This window comes from Exiguobacterium marinum DSM 16307, assembly GCF_000620845.1.
Taxonomy (GTDB): domain Bacteria; phylum Bacillota; class Bacilli; order Exiguobacteriales; family Exiguobacteriaceae; genus Exiguobacterium; species Exiguobacterium marinum.
The window spans coordinates 1,251,820-1,275,354 of the sequence record NZ_KK211189.1 but is presented as its reverse complement, the minus strand read 5'-3'; the positions used below and the strand labels follow the sequence as shown (position 1 = coordinate 1,275,354).

The 23,535-nt window shown below is 51.4% G+C and carries 19 protein-coding genes and 1 riboswitch; of the genes, 5 read left to right on the top strand and 14 right to left on the bottom strand.

Going from position 1 to position 23,535, the window contains the following annotated elements:
- Nucleotides 1–47: 47 nt before the first annotated feature.
- Nucleotides 48–153, bottom strand: a riboswitch (SAM riboswitch).
- A 450-nt stretch (nucleotides 154–603) separates the two neighbouring features.
- The 7 genes from P400_RS0106875 to P400_RS0106845 all read right to left on the bottom strand — a co-directional run bounded on the left by P400_RS0106875 (nucleotide 604) and on the right by P400_RS0106845 (nucleotide 8,104).
- The gene (locus tag P400_RS0106875; RefSeq protein ID WP_051545961.1) at nucleotides 604–861 is read right to left on the bottom strand and encodes a thioredoxin family protein; all 258 of its coding nucleotides are present in this window, start codon (nucleotides 859–861) and stop codon (nucleotides 604–606) included.
- Nucleotides 862–1,049: 188 nt separating this feature from the next.
- The gene (gcvH, locus tag P400_RS0106870; protein WP_026825478.1) at nucleotides 1,050–1,433 is read right to left on the bottom strand and encodes a glycine cleavage system protein GcvH; all 384 of its coding nucleotides are present in this window, start codon (nucleotides 1,431–1,433) and stop codon (nucleotides 1,050–1,052) included.
- 48 nt (nucleotides 1,434–1,481) lie between these two features.
- A complete protein-coding gene (locus tag P400_RS0106865; RefSeq protein WP_026825477.1) occupies nucleotides 1,482–1,835 on the bottom strand; it encodes an arsenate reductase family protein in 354 nt (117 codons plus the stop codon).
- A 47-nt stretch (nucleotides 1,836–1,882) separates the two neighbouring features.
- Nucleotides 1,883–2,614: a hypothetical protein gene (locus P400_RS0106860; RefSeq protein ID WP_026825476.1), complete on the bottom strand. Its 732-nt coding sequence runs from the start codon at nucleotides 2,612–2,614 to the stop codon at nucleotides 1,883–1,885.
- A gap of 89 nt (nucleotides 2,615–2,703) precedes the next feature.
- A complete protein-coding gene (locus P400_RS0106855; protein ID WP_026825475.1) occupies nucleotides 2,704–4,488 on the bottom strand; it encodes an acyl-CoA dehydrogenase family protein in 1,785 nt (594 codons plus the stop codon).
- Between the two features lie 13 nt (nucleotides 4,489–4,501).
- Entirely contained in the window at nucleotides 4,502–5,674 is a 1,173-nt protein-coding gene (locus tag P400_RS0106850; protein ID WP_026825474.1) for an acetyl-CoA C-acetyltransferase, read from the bottom strand.
- Nucleotides 5,675–5,692: 18 nt separating this feature from the next.
- The gene (locus tag P400_RS0106845; RefSeq protein WP_034770937.1) at nucleotides 5,693–8,104 is read right to left on the bottom strand and encodes a 3-hydroxyacyl-CoA dehydrogenase/enoyl-CoA hydratase family protein; all 2,412 of its coding nucleotides are present in this window, start codon (nucleotides 8,102–8,104) and stop codon (nucleotides 5,693–5,695) included.
- Between the two features lie 214 nt (nucleotides 8,105–8,318).
- Between P400_RS0106845 and P400_RS0106840 the strand changes: the two genes are divergently transcribed.
- The 3 genes from P400_RS0106840 to P400_RS0106830 all read left to right on the top strand — a co-directional run bounded on the left by P400_RS0106840 (nucleotide 8,319) and on the right by P400_RS0106830 (nucleotide 10,536).
- Nucleotides 8,319–9,221 (top strand): SDR family oxidoreductase, encoded by a 903-nt coding sequence (locus P400_RS0106840; protein WP_026825472.1) that lies wholly within the window; start codon nucleotides 8,319–8,321, stop codon nucleotides 9,219–9,221.
- Nucleotides 9,222–9,344: 123 nt separating this feature from the next.
- Nucleotides 9,345–9,893, top strand: a complete 549-nt coding sequence (locus P400_RS0106835; protein WP_026825471.1) for a YcxB family protein — start codon at nucleotides 9,345–9,347, stop codon at nucleotides 9,891–9,893.
- A 70-nt stretch (nucleotides 9,894–9,963) separates the two neighbouring features.
- On the top strand, nucleotides 9,964–10,536 hold the full coding sequence (locus P400_RS0106830) for a YcxB family protein (RefSeq protein ID WP_026825470.1): 573 nt from the start codon (nucleotides 9,964–9,966) through the stop codon (nucleotides 10,534–10,536).
- Between the two features lie 15 nt (nucleotides 10,537–10,551).
- Here the strand turns inward: P400_RS0106830 and P400_RS0106825 are convergent, their stop codons facing one another.
- The 6 genes from P400_RS0106825 to secA2 form a co-directional block, all read right to left on the bottom strand.
- On the bottom strand, nucleotides 10,552–11,469 hold the full coding sequence (locus P400_RS0106825; protein WP_026825469.1) for a proline dehydrogenase family protein: 918 nt from the start codon (nucleotides 11,467–11,469) through the stop codon (nucleotides 10,552–10,554).
- Nucleotides 11,470–11,626: 157 nt separating this feature from the next.
- The gene (gene trhA, locus P400_RS0106820; protein WP_026825468.1) at nucleotides 11,627–12,298 is read right to left on the bottom strand and encodes a PAQR family membrane homeostasis protein TrhA; all 672 of its coding nucleotides are present in this window, start codon (nucleotides 12,296–12,298) and stop codon (nucleotides 11,627–11,629) included.
- A 96-nt stretch (nucleotides 12,299–12,394) separates the two neighbouring features.
- On the bottom strand, nucleotides 12,395–13,837 hold the full coding sequence (locus P400_RS0106815; RefSeq protein ID WP_026825467.1) for a carbon starvation CstA family protein: 1,443 nt from the start codon (nucleotides 13,835–13,837) through the stop codon (nucleotides 12,395–12,397).
- Nucleotides 13,838–14,022: 185 nt separating this feature from the next.
- Nucleotides 14,023–16,776, bottom strand: coding sequence for a bifunctional 2',3'-cyclic-nucleotide 2'-phosphodiesterase/3'-nucleotidase (locus tag P400_RS15040; RefSeq protein ID WP_034770934.1), 2,754 nt, complete (start codon nucleotides 16,774–16,776; stop codon nucleotides 14,023–14,025).
- A 134-nt stretch (nucleotides 16,777–16,910) separates the two neighbouring features.
- Entirely contained in the window at nucleotides 16,911–17,714 is an 804-nt protein-coding gene (locus P400_RS0106805; RefSeq protein WP_026825466.1) for an SLAP domain-containing protein, read from the bottom strand.
- Entirely contained in the window at nucleotides 17,714–20,080 is a 2,367-nt protein-coding gene (gene secA2 / locus P400_RS0106800; protein WP_026825465.1) for an accessory Sec system translocase SecA2, read from the bottom strand. Before secA2 ends, P400_RS0106805 begins: the two co-directional genes overlap by 1 nt.
- A gap of 253 nt (nucleotides 20,081–20,333) precedes the next feature.
- On the opposite strand from secA2, the gene P400_RS0106795 reads away from it, so the two are divergent.
- Both P400_RS0106795 and P400_RS0106790 read left to right on the top strand, forming a co-directional pair.
- Nucleotides 20,334–21,629, top strand: coding sequence for a Y-family DNA polymerase (locus tag P400_RS0106795; protein ID WP_026825464.1), 1,296 nt, complete (start codon nucleotides 20,334–20,336; stop codon nucleotides 21,627–21,629).
- A complete protein-coding gene (locus P400_RS0106790; RefSeq protein WP_026825463.1) occupies nucleotides 21,626–21,955 on the top strand; it encodes a YolD-like family protein in 330 nt (109 codons plus the stop codon). Before P400_RS0106795 ends, P400_RS0106790 begins: the two co-directional genes overlap by 4 nt.
- Here P400_RS0106790 and P400_RS0106785 read toward each other — a convergent pair.
- Nucleotides 21,952–23,508 carry a SulP family inorganic anion transporter gene (locus P400_RS0106785; RefSeq protein WP_026825462.1) on the bottom strand — a complete coding sequence of 519 codons (1,557 nt, stop codon included), beginning with the start codon at nucleotides 23,506–23,508 and terminating at the stop codon, nucleotides 21,952–21,954. The two genes, P400_RS0106790 and P400_RS0106785, sit on opposite strands and share 4 nt — an antisense overlap.
- Nucleotides 23,509–23,535: the final 27 nt, after the last annotated feature.

Below are 23,535 nucleotides of genomic sequence, written 5' to 3'. Positions count from 1 at the left end.
CACACGTTTGAGCAAACGTGCGCACTTTATCGTACGGACAACGATTGCTCTCATCTTTCAAGGTTTTCACCTTGCTGGAATTAGCACCATTTCGGATTACTCCGCGGTTGCTGGGCGTCATAGGGCCAGTCCCTCAGCCTCTCTTGATAAGAGTGTTGTATATTCGATTAGCTTTATCATAGCGACAGCTTTTTCTGCTGTCAAATCCTTTTTTCAAAAAATTAAAAAAAGGTGCCGTCCGAGGACGACACAGAACGTAGCACCTTGAGTCACGGAAGGACAGCCCATAGATGAGAATCTTTTGCCCGTTCAAGATTTCCACCCTTACATGGGGGAGATTCACCAATCACCACTCAATCTTAGCTTGGACCGTGCGATTATACGAAACGTCTCTCTTCGCTTGATTTTTTTGGGGGACAATCGAAGGGAAGACTGACGTGTATTCGTGTAAAGTGTAGCAGCGGCTTCGCTAAAACGTCTTGATGTCGGGAATATCGCGTCCTATTTTGTGTTCAAGTAAGATGTTGTAATGAATATACCATTCGTGAACTTTCTGTGTCAACTGATTATTTAAAATTTTCAGATTATTCTAATGCTCCTCTCTTACTTCATGAAAGAGAGGACGTGTTGCACATTTTGAAACGCGTAAAGACGATCTCGCACCTTGCCGTTTTCAAGCTTCAATAGTGCCGGAACACTCATCACCTGATATGCTTCAAGCTCTTTTGGGATATAGTTCGCATCCCGCTTTTCAATTTTAATGTCAGGGTCGACCGCTTCGACGACCGTCAACATTTTCTCCGCCACAGCGCATGTACCACACATCGGGGCGTATATATATAAGTATCCGTCTGTAATCATTCTTCTCACCTCTCCTGTCATTATAATGGGCAATGGATTCTCATTCAAAAATCGTGCTCTGTTGAAATTTTAGAATATTCTTCTATCTCGTGTTTGAACGAGCGACGCTCATCAAATCCGATCACTACCGCCTCGACTTCGAGTAAACAAAAAAACGGCTTCTCCGATTCGGGAGAGGCCGGTTTTGATTATCCTTGAATCATCGCTTCGTATTCTTCCGCAGACATGAGTTTGTCGAGGTCTGACTCTTCCGTCAATTCGACTTCGACCATCCATGCGTTTTCAAACGGTGACTCGTTGACGAGTTCTGGAGAATCCGCGAGGTCTTCGTTCACTGCTGTGATACGTCCTGATACCGGCGCATACAACTCAGAGACCGTCTTCACTGATTCGACCGAACCGAATGGCTCGTCGAGCAAAATTGTACCATCGACTTCTGGGAGTTCGACAAACACGATATCCCCTAGCTCGCTCTGTGCGAAATCCGTGATGCCGATGCGGGCTTTCGTTCCGTTGACTTCTACCCATTCATGTTCTTTTGAATAACGTAAATTTGCTGGTACTTTGCTCATCCTAACTTCCCCCTCAAATAAATTAGACTCACATCTGTATTATAGCACTTAGCCCCAAACGTCCGTAAAGGACTTTTCTGAAAATCCGACGGTCGTTTTTTCACCATTTGTGACGATTGGTCGCTTCAAAAGCATACCATTGCTCGTTAATAACTCGAGTTGTTCGTCTTCTGATAAATGTGGCAACTTGTCTTTAATTCCTTCATTCCGGTAAACTTGCCCGCTCGTGTTGAAGAATTTCTTGAGCGGTAAATCCGATTGCTTCCATAAATCAGCGAGTTCTTCTTGCGTCGGCGTCGATTCGACGATATGGACGTATGTATAATCGATCCCTTGCTCTTTCAACCATTTTTCTGCTTTTTTGCACGTACTGCATGGTGGATAGCCGTATAGTGTCACCATCTGTTCATCACCTCTCTCATCAATGTAGCATATTCTGAGAAATCAATTCACGTCTCAAGCAACCGCTCGATTTCCCGCTTTATCGTCGTGTTGACAACATGTCGCTCTTCGATAAAACGTAAGATGGCCGACGCCGCGACGCCTGATCTGCCATATCCTAATACCCCGCCCAACAGGAAAGAAATCATCTGCGGATGTCTCGACTCGACCCGACGTGTCGGGTTGAAGGCGTCGCCTTGTTCACCGATTGCTTTCAAGACATTTTGAACGGCTGCGACTTGGATGAGCTCGAATCCGGCAAGCGTCTCCCCTCGACGTTCGCGTAACAAGCCCACATATAGATTCGTCAATGCTTCTTCGTAGTAATAAGAGGATGCATGACGTTCGATAGCGAGGTCCGGTGTCGCGAACACATCTAGCGCCTCATCACGTCTCCAAACGACGCGCCCCGGCGTGTAAGCGATTGTCGCGAGTTCGTGCACTTCAAAGACGGCAAATTCCCCATAAATACCATCGTGATACATGATTTTATGCCCGTCTTTCGTATTTTGGAACTGATAGTGAAGCGGTTCGACTTCGAGCCAGTCAAGTCGGTCAATAAAGCGTGCCTTATGCCCGTCCTCGACAATCAAAAAGAAATCGAGGTCGGAATAATCATCTAGCCGTTCTGTCTCTTGTCCAATCGATCCTAATGCAAGCAACATGAGCGTGCCGTCATGTTCGGCAACGGACCGTCCAATTCGCTCCATCCGGTCGAGTAATACATCTCGTCTTTTCATCGTCTCTCCCCCTCGTCTCTATTGTACGTGGCAGAGCTCAAAAAAAGAAAGGGCCGACCGCGTCCGGTCCACCCTTTCTGTCAATTTGATTAGACGATAAACTTATTCGCTTTGATGAGGCTCGCTGCGACTTCACGCTTCGTACCGATCACATTGATTGGCTGGTAGCGGCTGAACTTCTTCATCGCCGAGAGAAGCATACGCTGCTCGTCACCAGACGCCGCTGCGTACAACACTTCTTTCGCCATGAGTTCGACTTGTTTGAATACTTGCTCCGCAAAAATTTCTGTGTAGCGGACTTTGAGCGTGTTCTTCTCTTCGCCTGTACGTGCGATCGCTTTGTCTGTACGAGCGATCGCTGCTTCAAGCGCGTAGATGGCACTGATCATGTCTGCGATCTTCGCCAAGATTTCTTGTTCGTTTTGAAGGTCTTGTTGATACTTCTGTACCGCTGTACCAGCGACCATCAAGTGAATTTTCTTCATGTTCGCAAGGAGCATCTTCTCACGTGCGAGCGGTGAGCCGTCCAATTCTTGTGGCATGTAGCTCATGAGCTCTTTTTGAAGTTTTTGTGCTTCTGCGAGAAGTGGCAATTCACCTTTCATCGCTTTCTTGAGGAGCGTACCTGGTACGATTAAACGGTTGATTTCGTTCGTTCCTTCGAAGATTCGGTTGATGCGTGAGTCACGGTAGAGGTTCTCGACTTCATATTCTGCCATGAATCCGTATCCACCGTGGATTTGAACCGCTTCATCGACGACATAGTCGAATGTTTCAGAAGCGAACACTTTGTTGAGTGAGCATTCAATCGCGTATTCCGCGATCGCTTGTGCAACTTTCGATCCATCACGCATATTCTCGTCACCGAGTGCGTCGAGGCTGTCTTGGAACAAGCCACCTGTACGGTAGACCGAACTTTCCATCGCATAGATATTCGCTGCCATCGTTGCGAGTTTTTCTTGGATGAGCGGGAATTGACTGATCGGTGTCTTGAACTGCTTGCGCTCGTTCGCGTATTGTACCGAGAGGTCGAATGCACGTTTTGAAGACCCGACTGCTCCGACTGCGAGTTTGTAACGACCGACGTTCAAGATGTTGAAGGCGATGACGTGGCCTTTTCCGACTTCACCGAGAAGGTTGTCGACTGGTACTTCAACATCTTCAAGGATGAGCGTACGTGTCGACGATCCCTTGATTCCCATCTTCTGCTCTTCTGCGCCTGTTGAAACTCCTTTGAAGTCACGCTCGACGATGAAGGCACTGAACTTGTCGCCATCGATTTTCGCGTAGACGACGAAGACGTTTGCGAAACCGGCGTTTGTAATCCATTGCTTCTCACCGTTCAAGACGTAGTGCGTGCCCGCCTCGTTCAAGACAGCTGTTGACTTCGCACCGAGGGCGTCAGATCCTGAGCCCGGCTCAGTGAGTGCGTAAGCTGCAATCCATTCGCCTGTCGCGAGTTTTGGCAAGTACTTGTGTTTTTGCTCTTCTGATCCGAAGAAGACGATCGGGAGCGTCCCAATCCCAACGTGTGCGCCGTAGCTGAGTGCAAACGAACGCGCTTTCGCAAAACGCTCCGTAATGATGGAAGATGAGATTTTATCAAGCTGGTAGCCACCGTACTCTTCTGGAACGTCTGCTCCGAGGAGTCCGAGCTCTCCTGCTTCTTTCAACAATTCGACAGAGAGGTCGAACTCATGTTTCTCGATGCGTCCGAGGACTGGCATGACACGGTCATCAACAAATCCTGCTGTCGTGTCCCCGATCATCTTATGCTCATCTGAAAAATCCTCTGGAGTGAAGAGACGCGCTGCGTCGAGTTCGTCAATGACGAAGCTACCGCCTTTAATCAATTCATGTTCTGTACGTTCCATATCCGATTCCCCCTTAAAGTAATTCGAAGACACCAGCCGCGCCCATACCGCCGCCGATACACATCGTGACAACCCCATACTTCTCATTGCGTCGTTTCATCTCATGCAAGATCGAGACCGAAAGTTTTGCTCCTGTACATCCAAGCGGGTGGCCGAGGGCGATAGCGCCTCCGTTCACGTTTACTTTCGACGGATCAATTCCGAGTTCCCGGATGACACCGAGTGACTGACTCGCGAACGCTTCGTTCAACTCGAACAATCCGACCTCTTCTAACTTCACACCAGCCATCTCGAGTGCTTTTGGAATGGCGACGATCGGACCGATTCCCATCACTTCCGGGCGGACACCGCCGACCGCGAACGAGAGGAACTTCGCCATCGGTTGTAACCCTTGGCGTTCTGCTTCTTCACGGTCCATAACGAGGACAGCTGCCGCTCCGTCTGAAACTTGTGAGGCGTTACCTGCTGTGACCGAACCTTTGATTTTGAACGCAGGACGGAGTTTGCCTAGCGCTTCAACCGTCGAGTCGGCACGGACACCTTCGTCATGCTTCACGACCTTCTCCACTTCAGCGACTTTTCCGTCTTCACCGAGTACGCGCTCAATGACCGTCACAGGGGCAATCTCTTCTTGGAACTTGCCACCTGCGATGGCTGCCGCCGCTTTTTGGTGACTGTTGATGGCGAATGCATCTTGGTCCTCACGCGAGATATTATATTCAGCCGCGACACGTTCTGCCGTATGACCCATGCTCATGTAGTACTCTGGTGCCGTCTCCATGATGTGTGGGTTTGGACGGATGACGTGACCACCCATCGGGACTTGGCTCATCGATTCCATACCGCCGGCGATGATTGCCGTCGCTTGACCGATCATGATTTTTGCCGCTGCATCCGCAATAGCTTGAAGGCCTGACGAGCAGTAGCGGTTGATGGTAATCGCTGGTACTTCGTGCGACAGTCCCCCCCGGACCGCCGCATAGCGAGCGATGTTCATCCCTTGCTCCGCTTCTGGCATCGCACAACCCATGATGACGTCATCAATCGGGCCTTTATATCCTGAACGCTCAAGCGTTGCCTTGATGGCATATCCCGCGAGCTCGTCCGAACGAACGTTACGGAACGAACCGCGCTTTGCTTTTCCGACCGGCGTCCGTGCGCCGGCTACGATGACTGCTTCCCTCATCTGTTTTGTCCCCCTTTATCAGTTCCGTAGTGGTTTGCCTTTCACGAGCATATGTTGCATCCGTTGTTGTGACTTCGGCTCCCCGATGAGGCTCAAGAAGGCTTCACGCTCGATGTCGAGGAAGTACTGCTCGTCGACGAGCGTACCGTATGCCAAATCGCCACCGCTGATGACGTATGCGAGTTTCTTCGCAATCTTCAAATCGTGCTCTGAAATATAACCACCATAGAACATTTCATACGCCGCGAGTTCGAGCGTCGCTTTACCCGTTTGACCGACGACCGGTAACTTCTCGCGAACGGGTGCCGTGTACCCGTCAGCCAGTTCAAGGACCGTCTGTTTCGCATCGAACGTTAAGTGGTCACGGTTCATTGAGATTCCGTCGACCGCACGGTGGTAACCGAGCGTCTTCGCATCAAATGCCGACTTCGATACTTTCGCCATCGCGATGTTCTCGAACGTCTGCTGTGCAGCCTTCTCAATGTTTTGCATCGATTTTGGCGTCTGCTCAAGGAGACGACGATACGTGTTGACGTTTCCGCCCCCACCTGGGATGAGTCCGACCCCGACTTCGACGAGACCCATGTATGTCTCAAGCGCGGCTTGCATACGCGCTGCCGGCAAGCTGATTTCCGTCCCACCACCTAGCGTCATGCCGTATGGTGCGGCGACGACCGGGCGACTTGAATAGCGAATCTTTTGAACGGCTTGTTGGAACTTGTTGATGATCCAATCGAGTTCGAACCAGTTCTCGTCTTCTGCTTCCATAAGCATCATCGCAAGGTTCGCGCCGACACAGAAGTTCTTGCCATCGTTGGCGAGGACCATCCCTTTGAAGTCTTGCTCGACACGGTCGATCGATTGTTCAATCATCTGCATGATGTCGACTCCGATTGCGTTGTTTGGTGACGTGAACTCGAGTGCGACGACGTCATCGCCGATGTCGACGAGGCGTGCCCCACCGTTCTCCAAGATGATGCCGTTTGATTTTGCGAGCGGTTTGAGCTTCAATTCTTTCGGGTTGACGGTCTTCTCGACATACGCCTTCGACGCTTTATCGTAATACTGGTCTCCCTTGTAGAATGACGTATTACCTGCAGCAAGCATCTCATCGATCCATGCCGGGACGTCATAACCTTCCGCTTTCATGCGCTCGACTGATTTTTCAACACCGAGGGCATCCCACATCTCGAACGGTCCAAACTTCCAACCGAAGCCCCACTTCATCGCGTCATCGATAGCGACGATCGTATCGGCGATTTCTCCAGTGAGACGCGCCGAGTAAGCGAGCGTCTTCGCCGTGATTGGCCAGAGCAATTGTCCGATGCGACCTTTGTTCAAGATAGCGCCTTTCAATTTCGCCTTCGATCCAGGAAGTGACTTGATTTGATCGAGTTCAGCACCTGTAATCGCTTTCAATTGTTCGTATTCGAACGTCTGAAGGTTCAATTCCTGAATGACCTTGCCTTCTTTCTTATAGAAGCCTTGACCGGCCTTTTGTCCGACCCATCCTTTTTCGACGAGTTGCTTCATTTCTGCGGGAACGTCGAAGGTGTCCTTCTCTTCGCCTGATTCGAGTGTCTCATAGACGTTACCTGCCACGTGGACGAACGTGTCGATTCCGACGACGTCGAGTGTGCGGAACGTCGCAGATTTCGGACGACCGATGAGTGGACCCGTGATTGAATCCATTTCTCCGATTGAGGCGTTTTGCTTGAGCATCTCTTCGAACGTGACGAGAAGACCGTACGTCCCGATGCGGTTCCCGATGAAGTTTGGTGTGTCTTTTGCTTCGACGACACCTTTTCCGAGACGGTCTTCCGCGAAACGTGACATGAAGTCGATGACCGGACGGGCTGTCTGCTCCGTCGGGATGAGTTCGAGCAACTTCAAGTAACGCGGTGGGTTGAAGAAGTGCGTGCCGAGGAAGCGTGATTTCAATCCTTCCGGAAGGGCACTTGCCATCGCTTCGATTGAAATCCCTGACGTGTTCGAGCTGAGGATCGCATCTTCACGGATGTAAGGTGCAATCTTCTCGAAGAGCTGTTGCTTCACATCGAGGCGCTCGACGACGACTTCGATGATCCAGTCCGCCTCTTTCAAGCGCTCCAAGTCATCCTCTAAGTTCCCGACTTCGATGAAGTTGAGGTGGTCGGCTGTCGCGAGTGGTGCTGGATTTTGTTTCAATAGCTTTTGCCGGTTTTCTGAGGCGATACGATTCCGTACTTCAGGTGACTCGAGCGTCAATCCTTTCGCTTCCTCTTTGGCTGTCAATTCACGTGGTACGATGTCGAGCATGAGCGAACGAATCCCCGCGTTCGCCAAGTGAGCCGCAATCCCCGCCCCCATTACTCCTGAACCGATGACGACCGCAAAACGAATTGAGTTCGTCAAACGGAGGTCGGTTGATTGTTCGATGTGACTCGTCATAGTGTTCCCCCCTAAAATGAGAATGAATAGTGATTCATTTCACGCGTAAAAAAAATCGCAATCACCATCGTGTTTACTCTTCTATCATAAATGAATGAACATTCATTCGCAAGCGTTCATTTTTCAATTTCATTCCATTTTTTGAATGAACGATTAGTTTTCAACGGGTGTGGTATAAACAAAAAGAGTCAAATTTAGAAAGGGGAACGTATACATGCGAGATAATCGTTTAAATACTACCGGCAATCGAAAGGATTTTGAGTCGTTCCAAAAGAGTGCCCAAGAACAGGCGCATCAACCAGGGATCGATTCGAAGATGGAACCTTTCCCCATCTATGAACGAGAAGATTATAAAGGAAGTGACAAGTTAAAAGACAAGGTCGCCATCATCACCGGTGGAGATTCCGGGATTGGGAAGTCGGTCGCCATTTTCTTCGCCCATGAAGGCGCGAACTCCGTCATCGTCTACAAAGACCAAAACGAACTTGAGGACGCGGAAGCGACGAAAGAACGGATCGAGGACTTAGGTCAAGCCTGTCTGCTCCTTCAAGGGGATCTCGGAGAATCTTCATTCTGCCAGCAAGTTGTCGAAGAGACGCTCGAAACGTTCGGACACATCGATATTCTCGTCAACAACGCCGCCGAGCAGCATCCGCAGGAATCACTTCTCGACATCTCGGACGAACAACTCGAGAAGACGTTCCGTACGAACATCTTCAGCATGTTCTACTTAACGAAAGCCGCGCTCCCTTACTTAAAAGAAGGGGCGAGCATCATCAATACGACTTCCATCACGGCATATGAAGGAAACGACCAATTGATCGACTATGCGTCGACGAAAGGTGCCATTACGGCGTTCACCCGCTCCCTCGCCAAAAACTTGGCGGACAAGAAGATTCGCGTCAACGGGGTCGCCCCGGGACCGATTTGGACACCGCTCATCCCATCAACGTTTGACGCGGAGAAAGTCAAATCGTTCGGAGACTCGTCCGGTATGAAACGTCCGGGACAACCGGCCGAGCTCGCACCGGCATACGTCTATCTCGCAAGCGATGATTCGACATACGTCAGTGGTCAAGTCATTCACGTCAATGGTGGTACGGTGATTAATGGATAATTTTGAAACAGGCTCAGTAATCAGGTACTGAGTCTTTTTTTATGGGAAATTAATCCACTACATGATACAGTGGTTAACAGACATTACCTCGTTAATCAGATGAAAGGAAGGAGTTAGTGATAGATGATTCATTATCAATTGACACAAAATGATTTTTTCATGCTACAAAAAAAATTTATTGAAAACTCGGTTTCGGAAAAACGGAAATCTGTACTTATCACGATTGTACTCATGTTGCTGACAGCTTTTTATGGATTTGCCCTCGCAATCACCTTGTTACCCGAAACAATGTCCGCCGCCGTCATCCTCTTACTCGCTGTTGGTGTCGCTGTTATAGCACCTCTTCTCTTGTTCCCATTCTTCAAGAAAGTGCATTTTACAGTTAGGCTGAAACTATTACGTTCCATGTTTCGACAGGAATCGAAATGGCCTCGTGACTTGACATTATCAATTTATGAGGACGGGATTGAAGTCAACTCTCTCCACAACGCCGTCAATAAACAGGTTCGAGTCTCATGGGAAGCAATTGAAAGAGTAAATGAAGACGAAACCAACTATTATCTATACATCGAAGCGACGGAAGCAATTATTATACCGAAGCGAAAGTTGCGTGAGACTAATCAAACAACCATCAATCGCTTGTTACAAAAACACTTAAATATCACTCTCTAAGCAACTATATTCAAGGTTCAATATTCCCTAGACATACATGCATATGACAAACTACAAAGGAGCAGAGGCTATGGTCACCACGTACAAACTGACGCTTGAAGATTTTTCAGCTTTCCAAAACGACATGATTCACCATTCTGATCAACATAAACGAATTCGCAGCGTATGGTTGAAATATATGAATATTCCGCTATTCGCGCTTGGGTACATTGCTACAATCTTGTTAGTGCCTAACCTCGAATCAACGATGACCCGATTGTTGATCACATTCGGAATCGGGATATTGTTCGCTCTATTACTTAGACCACTGTTAAAGGATTTACATGCCCCACTCTACCTTTGGCAAATCCGTCGCATCCTCAAAAAACAGAACGTTTGGCCAAAAGACATTACGCTTCAGTTTTCTGAAACTCACGTCGAAATGCACGCCGTTCGCGGTAGTATCCACCGAACGACACAAGTTCCTTGGACATCTATTCTTCGCGTATATCAAGACGAGTCGTATCGCTTCCTTTATTATGAAGAGGATGAAGCTTTGATTATCCCGAAAATGAAAGATGGGATTACCGAAGTCGAACAAAGTGAAATCAATCGAATACTCGAAAAATATCTACACACAGAAAAGCACACGAGTTCAACATGAACTCGTGTGCTTGATTTATTTCTTCACCATTCCCTTTAACACGAATGCTACGTTTGCCGGGCGTTCCGCGAGGCGGCGCATGAAGTAGCCGTACCAGTCACGGCCGTACGGCACGTAGACACGGACTTTGTATCCTTGGCGCACGAGCTCGAGTTGGCGCTCGACGCGGATCCCGTATAACATCTGGAACTCGAACTGGTCGAGCGGGATGTTGTTTTCTTTGACGTGTTCGATCACGTCGTCAATCATATGGTCATCGTGTGTCGCGATGGATGCGTAGTTTCCGTTCGCCAGGTGGAGTTTGACGAGTTTCAAGTAATTGTGGTCGACGTCCTCTTTTTCTGGGAACGCGACCGTCGCTGGCTCTTTATATGCCCCTTTGACGATGCGGAGGTTCGGCTTGAGCGGCGCGAGATGATTAATATCATCTTCTGAGCGGTACAAGTACGATTGGATGACCGTCCCGAGGCCATCAAATTCCGCTTTCAGCTTTTTGAACAGCTCAAGCGTCTTCTCACAACGCTGCTCATCTTCCATATCGATGGCCACAAAGACCCCTACTTCTTGTGCGACCGTCAAAATGTGACGCATGTTGTCTTCGATCAACTCGTCCGATATATCGAATCCGAGTGACGTCAGTTTGAGTGACATATAGGCATCTAATTGCTCTTCTGCCATAATTTCAACCGCACGAATGATTTCATCGCGATTCGTATTTGCTTCTTCGACTGTCTGAATAAATTCCCCGAGATGATCGACTGTGACCGACAAGCCCTTCGCGTTTAGTTCGCGAATCGTCGGAACAGACGCCTTAAAGTCTTCCCCTGCTACAAAGCGTGATGCACCAAATCGTAGGCCATATTTCTTTGCCAAACTGTTGAGTGTTTTGTTTTGTGACATGTAGATAAATCCATCGCGCAACACTTTTTCCATCTGATTGTCCCCCTTACTTTTACACCCATCTATCTCTATGATGATGTCTGAAATTATTATGACACACAAACGTCAATCCGTCTGTATTTTTGTAACCGTTTTCAACACTTTCTTCCTTCGTTTTCAAAAAAGACAGACGCCCCGTAGGACGGCTGTCTTATAGGCTTGTCGAAGGTGCGACATAGAGCAGAATACTCAGGAAGATGAGCACACTTCCCGCTAACACGAACAAGTGCCAAATCGCATGATTGAACGGCAGTTTTTGCCACACATAAAACACGATTCCGACCGAATAGGCGATCCCTCCCGCGAGGAGAAGCATGAATCCTTGATGACCGAGTGATTCGTACAATGGGCGGATGGCGATAATACAGATCCAGCCGAGTGCGAGATATGTCACATTCGATACCCACATGTACTTCCCGGTCGAAAATAGCTTCCAGACGATCCCGAGAATCGCCACACCCCACACAATCCCAAAAAGAATCCAACCGAGCGTCCCGTGAAGGGTCACAAGGGCGAACGGTGTGTAGCTTCCGGCGATGAGTAAGTAGATGCCCGCGTGGTCGAACACTTGTAGCACTCGTTTCGCCCGTGGATGCGGGATGGCGTGCATGAGTGTCGAGAAGAGATAGAGTAAAATCATAGATACCCCGAACACACTGACCGCGGTGACGTTCCACGTGCTCCCGCTTTCCGTCGCACTCATGACGAGCAAGACGAGGGCGACGATGCTGAAGATGACTCCTAAGCCGTGCGTGATCGCGCTCGCAATCTCTTCCCCGAGCGTGTCGGCATGGAGCATCTCTTTTAGTTGCTTTTGTTCCATATGCTCCCACCTTCCATAACTGTTCCCTCTAGTATGGACAGTTCCCGATTTGAAAGCAATCAAAAACACGGACCACAGATTGGCCCGTGTTAAAATTTATGCAACTTCTTTCACTGGAATGTCACACTCCATCTGTGCCGCCCGCATCGCGCGTGCCCGCCTATGGAATAGGACGAGCAGCGTCAGCGTCCCGAGTGTCGAGATGACGTACGGCAGGACCCCATCGAGCTTGAAGCCGATCGGCGCCGTCAAGATGTAGAACCAGACCGCATACAACATGAACGTCCCCGGAAGGAGCGCGATGTGGTGGTTGTTTCCTTTGATGTAGAGGTACATCGCCCCGACGAAGAGTGCGATGACCGCCGTCGTCTGGTTCGCCCAGTTGAAGTACTGCCAGAGCATCTGGAAGTCCATGTTCGTGAGCACGTACGAGATCGCGAAGAGTGGGAGCGCGATCCAGAGGCGTGACGAGAACTTCTTCTGTGCGACCGACAAGTAGTCCGCGATGATCATCCGGGCGCTACGGAACGCCGTGTCGCCTGACGTGATCGGCAAGACGATGACCCCAAGGATCGCGAGCGTCCCGCCGATGCTGCCGAGCATGAGTGTCGCCACTTCTTGGACGACGAGTGCCGGCGTCCCTGAGTTGATGAGCCCGAGCAATTCACCCGGCTCGAAGATGGCCATCGCCGCCCCGGCCCATACCATCGCGATGACCGCCTCGGCGATCATCATGCCGTAGAAGATTTCTCGGCCGTTACTCTCGTTCATCGTCGTCCGCGAGATGATCGGCGACTGTGTCGCGTGGAAACCGGAGAGCGCCCCGCACGAGATCGTGAAGAAGAGGAGCGGCCAAATCGGCAGGCCGTCCGGGTGCATGTTCGTCAATGTCATCTCCGGGATCTTGTAGCCCTGTGCGAACAGGCTGACCGCGATCCCGATGGCACTGACGACAAGTAATGCCCCGAAGAACGGATAGATCCGCCCGATGATCTTATCGACCGGCAGAAGCGTCGCCAAGATATAGTAGGCGAACACGCCGAAGATGACGAACATGAGCGTCGAGGCGTCCCCGTCGAACAAGTTGTTGATCATGTTACTCGGAGACGTGACGAACACCGTCCCGACGAGTAAGAGAAGTAAAAGTGCGAACCCGTTGACGACATGGCGGAGCGAGCGCCCGAGGAACTTCTCTGCCAGTTGTGGCAAGTGTGCCCCGTTATTCCGCAGGGAGATCATCCCGGTCAGATAGTCGTGCACCGCCCCGGCAAAGATGGACCCGAACACGATCCAAAGGAAGGCGACCGGTCCGTAGAGCGCTCCCATGATCGGTCCAAAGATTGGTCCGACGCCGGCGATGTTCAGTAATTGAATCATCGAGTTCCGTTTCTTGCCCATCGGCACGTAGTCGATGCCGTCCCGGGAAGCGTAGGCGGGCGTCGTCCGCTCCTCCTTGATGCCGAACGTCTTCTCGACGTAACGACCGTATACCAAATACCCGACCAAAAGTAGTGCGAGTGCGACGAAGAATGTAATCATCTGTCAGTCCCCTTTTCCGTACGTATGTAGCCGATCCCCGTCAGCTCTTAAGTTTACATGTGTCATGTAACCGATTACACGATTGATTATACATAATATATAACGATAACGTAAGGGCTTTCATTCACATTTTAGACACTTTTATCCGACAAAAAACGACGCCCGAATCGGACGTCGTTCAACTCTTATTTTAGTTTGAATGTAGCTTGTTTTGCACCAGAACCATCATAGTCACTCGCGATGACTTTATACGTTCCTTTCGCAAGACCTTTTTTGAATGTGAACGTATACGTTCCCGCCCAGCTCGCTTTCACTTTCGCCACTTGCTTTCCTTTGGCATCCTTCAAGACGACCTTCGCGCCCGGTGTCGTTTTTCCAATCAATGCACGAGTGCCGATTTTCACACCTTTCGTGTTTTTCGGCGTCACCACTTTAGGTTCTTCGAGAACAAATGATTTAGTTTCCACTACTTTACCTGTGACATCTTTCGCTTCGATTTCATAGCTTGCCGCAACGAAACCAATTCGTTTTGTGAACTCAAATTTACCTGCTGTGTCAGCCGTCGCATAGGCGATTCGTTTCCCATCACGTTTCAATACCATTTTAGCACCCGGTGAAGTCGTTCCTGTCAAAACGTTTGTGTTCGTGTATGTCAAGCGCTTCGAAATCGCTGGCGCTCCGACGAATCCTGCACCGACGACTTTCGTTTCTGTCATCGTCTTGCCATTCAATTCGCTTTCAATCGTCAACGACTGACGGAGTTTGAGCGGTTTGACCGTCAAACGGTACATGCCCTGTGCATCGGCTTTCGTCGTCGCGAGGACCGTCTTGCCATCTTTCAACGTCACGTTCGCAGATGGAGCCGTCTTCCCGGTAACGACTTTTGCACCCGGCTTGATCACATCGACCGAGAGTACCAAGTCAACGGGTGCCGCTTCGAGCTCAGTCGTATAGGTGCGGAAGAGACGACCTGCCGCATCTTCACGCGTCGCGTCTGTCGCTTCGATTCCTTCGTAAAGGTTCAAGTACTGCTTACCTGCATCCGCTGTTTCAAATGTCACCGAACGTTTCGCGTCCGCGACGATCTTCCAGTTGTCGTCGGCTTTGTAGTCTAACTTGTCTTTACTTTCGATAATGTAGTCCGAGATGACGTTACGTGTCTCGTACGCTGAGCGATAGACGATGTTCTTCCCGCCACCGAGGCCTGGGAACGATGAAGAACCGGCGCGATAGTTGTTCGTCGCGACCAAGAACTCCTGGTCCATCTTGATCGGTTGTCCGTTATATTCGACATTTTTCACGCGGTTCGCATTCTCGTTGACGAGCTTCCCGCCGACATCGAACTTCGCAGGACCCGTGACATCAATCTCATACGTCAAGCCGTCGAGAACATCGAAGTTGTAGCTACGGAATTGAAGGTTGAGTAAATTTTCGCCATCTTCTTCGATTTGGTCAAACGCACCCGCTGACATCTCGAGCCAGTCCATGACATCTTTTCCTGTCACTTTGACGACTTCGAGCGTGTTCGGATACACATAAAGGTCCGCGACGTTTTTCAAAGCGATTTGCCCTTTCGGGATGTTCGTGTAGTAGCTCGCATCCGTCAATTCACGGCCACCGGCTTTGAACGGTGCGCCCGCTGACAACAGTGGCAATTCTTTATACGCTGAAAGTTCCAGGTTCGTCTCGAGTTCTTTCTCGACATACCATTTCTGTGCATTCGTCACGAACTGGACTGATGCATCATCACGGACGAGTGCGAAGTAACTTTGGATGTCGTCTTGAATCTCACCGACCGGTTGGTTGATATAGTCGATTGTCGCCAAGTGGTCGTCTTCAATCAACGCTTGAATCGTCGGGTCGACCGCCGTATCAGCCGTCACCGTGTCGAGCGTTGCTGATGCATCGATGATTTGCCATTTCCCATCTACGAGTTCGAGCTCGAAGTCGATGACGCCGAGGTCTTTCCCTTGGTTATTCGCCATGACGACCGGTTTGCCATTGATTGTCCCTTTCGTCATGTCGACGTTCGGGAACGAGGCGAACATACCTTTCGCATCTGGGAAGCGACCGTGTTGATGCCCTGTCATGACCATGTCGAGTCCGTCAATCTTCGTGAGCGCGTAACCGACGTTCTCCTCGCTGTCGAGTTGCTCGTCTGCGAGGGCTGCACTTTCACCGATACCTGAATGCGCGAGGGCGACGACGACGTCCGCTCCCTGGTCTTTCAATTTTTGTACCGCTTCACGTGCCGAAGGGATGATATCCTCTGTCGTCACACGACCTTGAAGGTTCCCCGAATCCCATGACATGATTTTCGGAGGGACGACTCCAAATACACCGACTTTGATCGTATGTGTTTCCCCATCCATGTCTGTAACCGCTCGTTCGATGATTTGGACCTCTTGTCCATCCACGTTGAACTTCGAGACGATCGGGTTGCCTTCTAGATCGTTGACGTTCGAGTTGACGAAGCGAAGTTTCCCTTTCGACCCTTCCATCGCGTTGTATAAGAATTCGAGACCAAAGTTGAATTCATGGTTCCCGAGTGTGACGGCATCGTAGTTCAATGCGGCCATCGCCTTGTACATCGGATGTTCAAACGCTTCATTTTTCCCGGCTTGGCTCTCACGGACGTAATCGCCAAACGGTGTCCCCTGAATCGTATCCCCGTTATCGAACAAGAACGTGTTCGTTTCCCCAGCGGCTGTACGATGTTCATTGATGAGTGTCGCGACTTTCGTCAACCCGATCGTGTTGTCGACCTTGTCTTGGAAGTAGTCGTAGTTCGTGATGTTCGTATGTAAGTCTGTCGTCTCTAAGAAACGGAGCTTGACGATATCCTCGTCCACTTCTGCCAAGACGTTCGGTGCCTGTAGCGGCAAAATGGTTGGTAACACGAGCGCGGTCGCGATCGACCATTTCAATGCGGTTTTCATGTGATTGTCCCCTTTTTTTGGCTGATAATTGTCTAACCATATTCAATATAACACCAGCCGCCTTGCCCTCCTATTAAATTTTTGTATAGAAATAGACCTAATTTCTTTTTACAGAAATCAGGTCTATTCTCCTATCATTGTTTAATACGAACGCTGAACGGTCCATCGCCCTCAATTTCTTCAAACGTGACCGATACCGGGTACGCATGTTTACCATGGACTGGCTCTTCGAGACGAATCATCGTGAAGCCGATTACGTCCTCGCCACTTACGAGTTCAAGCGGGAGTTTCTCGACGTTCAAGTGGCGGTCATAACCGTTGCGGAGGAGAATCGTCGCCGTGACGTTCGTCTCTTCTTTCTCTACCGAGACGAGCATCAAATTGAACTCGTTCTCCCCGACCGGTGGCGTCGAGATATTCGTCCGCATGAGCTGTTGCCATGCTCGTTTCGAGAATGTCGCTTCTTCTTCCGGTGATACGAGTTGTAGCGGGTCAATCGGGTTCATTTGGAAGACGAGTCGGAGCGAGTCGTACGACTCCACCTCGCCGAACATCTCATCCAAGAAGAAGTCCAAGTAGACCGGCTTGCTCGTCCACGCTTCAAAGCTCGGCAGTTCAGAAAGCCCTAGTACCTTCCGTCCGATCGGGACGTTGTTCGCGTCCAACAAGAGGATCGGCAACTCGTTGATCTCGAACGAGCTCGGAAGCGTATTGCGGAACAACGCCACGATTGACAAGTCATGTCCGAGCGACTCGGCATTCAACAACTCGATCGAGAGTTGGTTGTCGAGAAGTGCGGGAAGTCGTTTCGCGTGGTAACGAAAGACGTACTCATCCTCTTTCGGAATCCCCATCGCATCGTCGATGACGAGCGTCAATTGGCGTCCTTCCTCTTTATTTCCTGTCTCGATTTGTTTACGTTTACGAAATCCTAACATTATACTTCCTCCTCTGCCATCTCTGCGAAGTAGCGGTCGAGCTGGCATAGTTCCGTCGTGACATCCCGTGCGATATTGATATACGTCTGTTCGAAGATTTCAAGTCCTTCTTTTCCGAACTGACGGCTCGGGTCTTCCTGACCGTAGCTACGAAGACCGATCCCTTCTTTCAATCCGCTCATCGTCGTCAAATGATCCGTCCACTTCATGTCGACGGCACGAAGAAGCGACTCTTTCGCGAAGAGGACGATGTCGTCCTGTTCGAGGCGTGACGCCGTCGTAGCGATGATGGTCTCCATCCAGTCGTTTAAGGCATCCTTCAGTTCACGCGTATCCGCGATGTCATTTGCCCATGTCGGCTCCTGCATCGTCAAGTAGCGCAAGTCTTCTTTCAACTCATCGATCGGCCATTCCTCAGGCACGAGTTCATCCGACACATGCATGTCGATGCTGTTCTCGAGGGCGAGACGCATCATGCCGAGGACGTTTTTCGTAATGGCATCCGCATCGGCGTTGACGGCCTGGTTACGAATCGTATAGATGATATTCCGCTGCTCGTTCAAGACGTCATCGAGTTTGAACAAGTAGTCCCGAATCGAGACGCCGAGTCCTTCAATCGTCGTCTGCGCATATTCGATGATCTCGATCGCATCTTTCGTTGAGACCTCACCTGTCGCGCTCGGCTTCAACTTCTTCTCCACGCGTTCTAACTTTTGCGCCGCATAACGTTTCACGATCTCATCTTCGAGCGAGACGAAGAACTCGGTCGCACCCGGGTCGCCTTGACGCCCCGAACGACCGCGGAGCTGATTGTCGACACGTTTTGACTCGTGGCGCTCCGTCCCAACGACAAAGAGACCGTCCGCTTCCTTCGCTTTTGCATCGAGCGTGATATCCGTCCCACGTCCGGCCATGTTCGTCGCAATCGTCACTTTGCCGAACTGACCGGCATCTGCGATGATGTCCGCTTCCTGTGCGACCGTCTTCGCGTTCAACACGTCATGTTCGATCCGCTTCTTCTTCAAGTGCTTGCTGATCGCTTCTGACTGTGCGATCGAGGTCGTCCCAATCAACACCGGACGTCCCGTCGCATGCAGTTCCGCCACTTTTTCAGTGACCGCCGCATACTTTTGCTCGGTCGTCATGAAGATGCGGTCCGGATGGTCGACACGCTGACGTTCGCGGTTCGTCGGCACTTGGACGACGTCCATGTTGTACGTCTTCAAAAACTCTTGGCGTGACGTCTGGGCCGTCCCCGTCATCCCACCGACGAGCGGATACATGCGGAAATAGTGCTGGATCGTAATTTCCGCCGTCGTCTTGTTCTCTTCGGTGATCGTGACGCCTTCTTTCGCCTCGAGCGCCTGATGCAACCCTTCCGACAAGCTCCGCCCTTCCATGATGCGTCCCGTGAACAAATCGATCAGTTCAATCTTGTCTTCACGGACGATATAATCGACGTCGAGCTCGAACAAGACGTTCGCCCGGAGCGCCTGGACGAGATAGTGATAGAGCACCTGATGCGAGGCGCTGAACAGATTGTCGATGGCGAACAGCTCTTCAATCTTGACGATTCCTTCTTCCGTGAAAGTCGCAGATCTCGACTCGAGGTCGACCTCGTAATCGGTCTCACCGAACTCGGAAATGATCTGTTGCGCCAATTGTTTCAACCGAATGTGCGATCGGTCCTTTTGCGCGATGATGAGCGGTGTCTTCGCCTCATCGATCAAGATGCTGTCGACTTCATCGACGATTGCGAAATGGAACGGGCGTTGGACCCGTTCTTCCGGCTTATGGACAAGGTTGTCACGCAAGTAGTCGAATCCGAACTCTGTCCCGACCCCATACGTGATATCTGCCTGATACGCGGAACGCTTCTCGTCCGCCTCGATGTCTGGTACGTTCAAGCCGACCGTCAACCCGAGGAAGTCATGAATCTTCCCGATCTGTTCGGCGTCACGTCTCGCCAAATAATCGTTCACCGTGATGACGTGGACGCCTTTTCCTTCGAGTGCCTTGACGTAACTCGGTAAGGCGGCGACGAGCGTCTTCCCTTCCCCGGTCGGCATCTCCGAGATGTTCCCTTCGAGGAGGGCAAATCCACCGATGAGCTGGACGTCATAGTGACGCATGCCGAGCACACGGACCGACGCTTCTCGGACGAGAGCGAACCCTTCTTCCGCGATGTCATCCACTTTCTTTCCATCCAAGAGACGTGCTTTGAGCGTCTCCGTATATGTACGCATCTCGTCATCCGAGAGGGCTTTCATCGTTGTCTCTAATCCATTAATACGCGCGACCCGTCGTTCATACGCTTTCAAACGCCGGCTTTGATCATTCGTTAACTGTTTTACAAATTGGATCACACTAATAGCCTCCATCTTTCTATCAATTCATCACTTACATACTCGTCTATTATAACGAAAATCGAACCAATTCGGATACTTTTTTACGAAAACTTCCTAAAAGTTGGTTTTTAGACACGTGAAAACCTATAAATTTTGGGTAATTTTCAAAAAATCTTTGTAAAAATATTTTCAATTCACTATTTGAGATGACGTGAGACCGTGTTACGATGAAAAAAACAGAACATTTGTTCGTAAAAAAGGAGTGGTGACGATGCGCAGACGAATCTTTTGTATCGACAGCGTCTCGTTCTATGCCAGTTGTGAGTGTGCCGCGCGCAACAAAAATCCTTATCACACGAAGCTCGTCGTCCTCTCGAACCTCCGGGACAGCGGGGCGCTCGTCCTCGCGGCGACCCCGAAGATGAAACAGCTCGGCATCAAGACCGGGTCACGTCGCTTCCACATCGACCGCCTCCCGTGGCACGAACGGCAAGACGTCCTCTATGCCGAGGCGCGGATGAGTCATTATTTGAACGTTTCCATCCAAATCATCCACATCCTTCATCAGTTCGCCCCGCCCGAGGCGATTCGCGTCTATTCGATTGACGAGACGCTCGTCGACATGACCGGGACGGAGCGACTGTTCGGAAGTGACGAGCACGTCGCCCACCTCATGCGTGCGACGATTTTTCGCTATACAGGGATTCCCGTCACCATCGGCATCGGACCGAACAACGTCCTCGCCAAGCTCGTCCTCGATTTGCATGCGAAAAAGAAGGGTGTCGCCACGTGCCTTCTCCAAGACGTCGAACGACTCATCCATCCGGCCCCGGTTGAGAAGATGTGGGGCGTCGGCACGAAGATGGCGGTCCACCTGCAGCGGCTCGGTATATGGACGATTGGGGACTTGGCCCGCTATCCGCTCGAATCCCTTCATGAAAAGTTCGGTGTGATCGGTGCAGAACTTTGGCATCACGCCTGGGGCATCGACGAGTCGCCGACCATCCTGCCAGCGAGCTCCTTGTTCGGGGCGAAACGGACGCGACCGAAGTCGATCGGACACGGCATCACCCTCATGAAAGACTACACGACGTATTCCGCAATCCGGCTCGTCTTACAGGCGATCGCGGTCGAGGTCGGCATGCGGACACGGCAAGCGGGACTCGTCGGGGGGACGCTCCACCTCGGGGTGCGCTATACGCGAACGAGCGACCGGGGTGGCTTCAGTAAACAAAAGAAGCTCCCCCGCTTCACAGCGGACGAGCAAGAGTTTCTCCCCATCTTAGTGCAGTTATTTTTAGACGGCTGGGAAGAGACGGAGGCCGTGCGATACGTCTCGGTCGCTCTCGGCAAGCTCGAGCCGCGGAGCGACCACGTCCAGTTATCGTTCTTCGAAGACGAATGGGCGAAGGCGAAACGGCTCGACTTCCTCGATTTGATTGACGGTCTGAACGTCCGGTTCGGTCGCGGCACGATCCGACCGGCGTCGAGCCTACTAAAAGACAGTCCGCTCCGGACGCGCCAACGTTTAATCGGCGGACATAAACAAGGAGGCGATTCCTCATGAGCAAGACCCGCTATCGTGACCGGGGTGAGTTGAAATGGATCCCATTTCTCATGCCCGAGCACGTCGCCCTACTGAAACGTTATTATGCACAAATCCAAAAAATCGAACTGCCCGATTTGGATGAACAGCTCCTCTATCTCTGGCAGACCGAGCTCGAACGGGCCATCCGTGAAGGCGACCAGGTCGAAGTGACCTTGTTCGTGGACGGCTTGACGACAAGCATGCGCGGCTATGTCCATGCCATCTATTACGCCGAGCGCGAGGTCGAACTGTTCGACGGCGAGGTGCGCCGCGTCCCGTTCACCGATATCTTGTCCGTTCGTTAAGACGCCTCGATCGCTTCCTGGGTCGTCTCGAACGTCTCGATTCCGTCGAGCAGACCATAGTGAGCAAGCGTCGCGCGGACCGAGGGAGACAGGTGCGCGAAGATGACGTGACGTTCGGCCGCTTTCAGTTCGGTGACGACACGACGCAACTCCTCGACCGCGGTCACGTCGATGACCGGACAGCGGTGGAAGTTGAAGATGAACACGTTCGGTTCCCGATGAATGTGATGGAGGACGTGCTCGAACAACTCGACCGCACCGAAGAAGAGGGGACCTTCGACACTGAAGACGATTTGGCCGTCCCGTGTGACGTACCGTTCTGTCCGTTCACGCACGTCAATCGTATCGGCCATTCGTTTCGCAAAGAGCGCGAGCGCACAGATGACCCCGACCTCGACGGCGACGACCAAGTCGACGAATACCGTCAACAGTAGCGTGACGAGAAGGACGAGCGACTCGGATGAACGATGACGCAACATCGCCATCACGTGATGGCGCTCGGACATGTTCCAGGCGACCCGCATCAAGATCGGAGCCAGTGCAGCGAGTGGCACGTAACTCGCAAACGGGGCGAGGACGAGTACCGCCACGAGCACCGTGATCCCATGGATGACCCCGGCACGTCGACTGACCGCTCCGGCCTGAATGTTCGTCGCCGTCCGAGCGATGGCACCTGTCGACGGAATCCCACCGAAGAACGGCGTGATCACGTTCGCAAGCCCTTGCCCGAACAGTTCCTTGTCCGGCTTCATCTTCGTCCCTGCCATCCCGTCGGCGACCGTTCCCGAAAGAAGTGACTCGAGTGCACCGAGGAAGGCAATCGCGAATGCGGACGGGAGGAGCGTTGTGATCAGGTCTAGGTCGATTGCTAGCCAGTTGAATGTTGGCAGTCCACTCGGGATACCGCCGTATGCACTTCCGATCGTCGCGACCTCACCCGGGATGAGGAGACTGACAAACGTCGGGACGAGCATCGCCATGAGTAAGAGCGGTAAACGGAACGGCAGCTTCGGGACGAGCCAAAGCGTCAAAAAGCCGATTCCGGCAATGACGATCGGCCAAGGGCTCGCTTCGGGCAACGCTTGACCGAGGCGAAGCAAGTTCTCGTGAAAATGTGGCGCCTTCTCAAAGGTGACTCCAAACAACTCATCGAGCTGGTCGACGAAGATAACGACGGCAATTCCGGCCGTGAAGCCAATCGTGACAGCACGAGGCATGAAGCGGATGAGCCGTCCGACCCGAAGCACGCTCATGAGGAGCAGCAAAATTCCGGCGAGGACGGTCGTGACGAGTAACCCCTCATATCCGTAAGCGAGGACGACACCCGAGACGATTGGGATGAACGCTCCCGTTGGCCCGGCGATCTGGAACGTCGAACCCCCGAACAGGCTGACGAGGATCCCCGCGAAGATGGACGTGTAAAGACCGTACACCGGTGGGACCCCTGAGGCGATGGCGAATGCCATGGCGAGCGGGATGGCGACGACACCGACCGTGATCCCGGCTGAGATATCCTTTTGCCACATCTCACGTGTGGAGAGTGAGTCTTGCATCATACATTCCTTCTTTCCAATCAGTTC

Coding starts and splice junctions, on each gene's coding strand:
- P400_RS0106875 (WP_051545961.1), bottom strand. CDS start 861: ATGATTACAGACGGATACTTATATATATACGCCCCGATGTGTGGTACA.
- gcvH (WP_026825478.1), bottom strand. CDS start 1,433: ATGAGCAAAGTACCAGCAAATTTACGTTATTCAAAAGAACATGAATGG.
- P400_RS0106865 (WP_026825477.1), bottom strand. CDS start 1,835: ATGGTGACACTATACGGCTATCCACCATGCAGTACGTGCAAAAAAGCA.
- P400_RS0106860 (WP_026825476.1), bottom strand. CDS start 2,614: ATGAAAAGACGAGATGTATTACTCGACCGGATGGAGCGAATTGGACGG.
- P400_RS0106855 (WP_026825475.1), bottom strand. CDS start 4,488: ATGGAACGTACAGAACATGAATTGATTAAAGGCGGTAGCTTCGTCATT.
- P400_RS0106850 (WP_026825474.1), bottom strand. CDS start 5,674: ATGAGGGAAGCAGTCATCGTAGCCGGCGCACGGACGCCGGTCGGAAAA.
- P400_RS0106845 (WP_034770937.1), bottom strand. CDS start 8,104: ATGACGAGTCACATCGAACAATCAACCGACCTCCGTTTGACGAACTCA.
- P400_RS0106840 (WP_026825472.1), top strand. CDS start 8,319: ATGCGAGATAATCGTTTAAATACTACCGGCAATCGAAAGGATTTTGAG.
- P400_RS0106835 (WP_026825471.1), top strand. CDS start 9,345: ATGATTCATTATCAATTGACACAAAATGATTTTTTCATGCTACAAAAA.
- P400_RS0106830 (WP_026825470.1), top strand. CDS start 9,964: ATGGTCACCACGTACAAACTGACGCTTGAAGATTTTTCAGCTTTCCAA.
- P400_RS0106825 (WP_026825469.1), bottom strand. CDS start 11,469: ATGGAAAAAGTGTTGCGCGATGGATTTATCTACATGTCACAAAACAAA.
- trhA (WP_026825468.1), bottom strand. CDS start 12,298: ATGGAACAAAAGCAACTAAAAGAGATGCTCCATGCCGACACGCTCGGG.
- P400_RS0106815 (WP_026825467.1), bottom strand. CDS start 13,837: ATGATTACATTCTTCGTCGCACTCGCACTACTTTTGGTCGGGTATTTG.
- P400_RS15040 (WP_034770934.1), bottom strand. CDS start 16,776: ATGAAAACCGCATTGAAATGGTCGATCGCGACCGCGCTCGTGTTACCA.
- P400_RS0106805 (WP_026825466.1), bottom strand. CDS start 17,714: ATGTTAGGATTTCGTAAACGTAAACAAATCGAGACAGGAAATAAAGAG.
- P400_RS0106795 (WP_026825464.1), top strand. CDS start 20,334: ATGCGCAGACGAATCTTTTGTATCGACAGCGTCTCGTTCTATGCCAGT.
- P400_RS0106790 (WP_026825463.1), top strand. CDS start 21,626: ATGAGCAAGACCCGCTATCGTGACCGGGGTGAGTTGAAATGGATCCCA.
- P400_RS0106785 (WP_026825462.1), bottom strand. CDS start 23,508: ATGCAAGACTCACTCTCCACACGTGAGATGTGGCAAAAGGATATCTCA.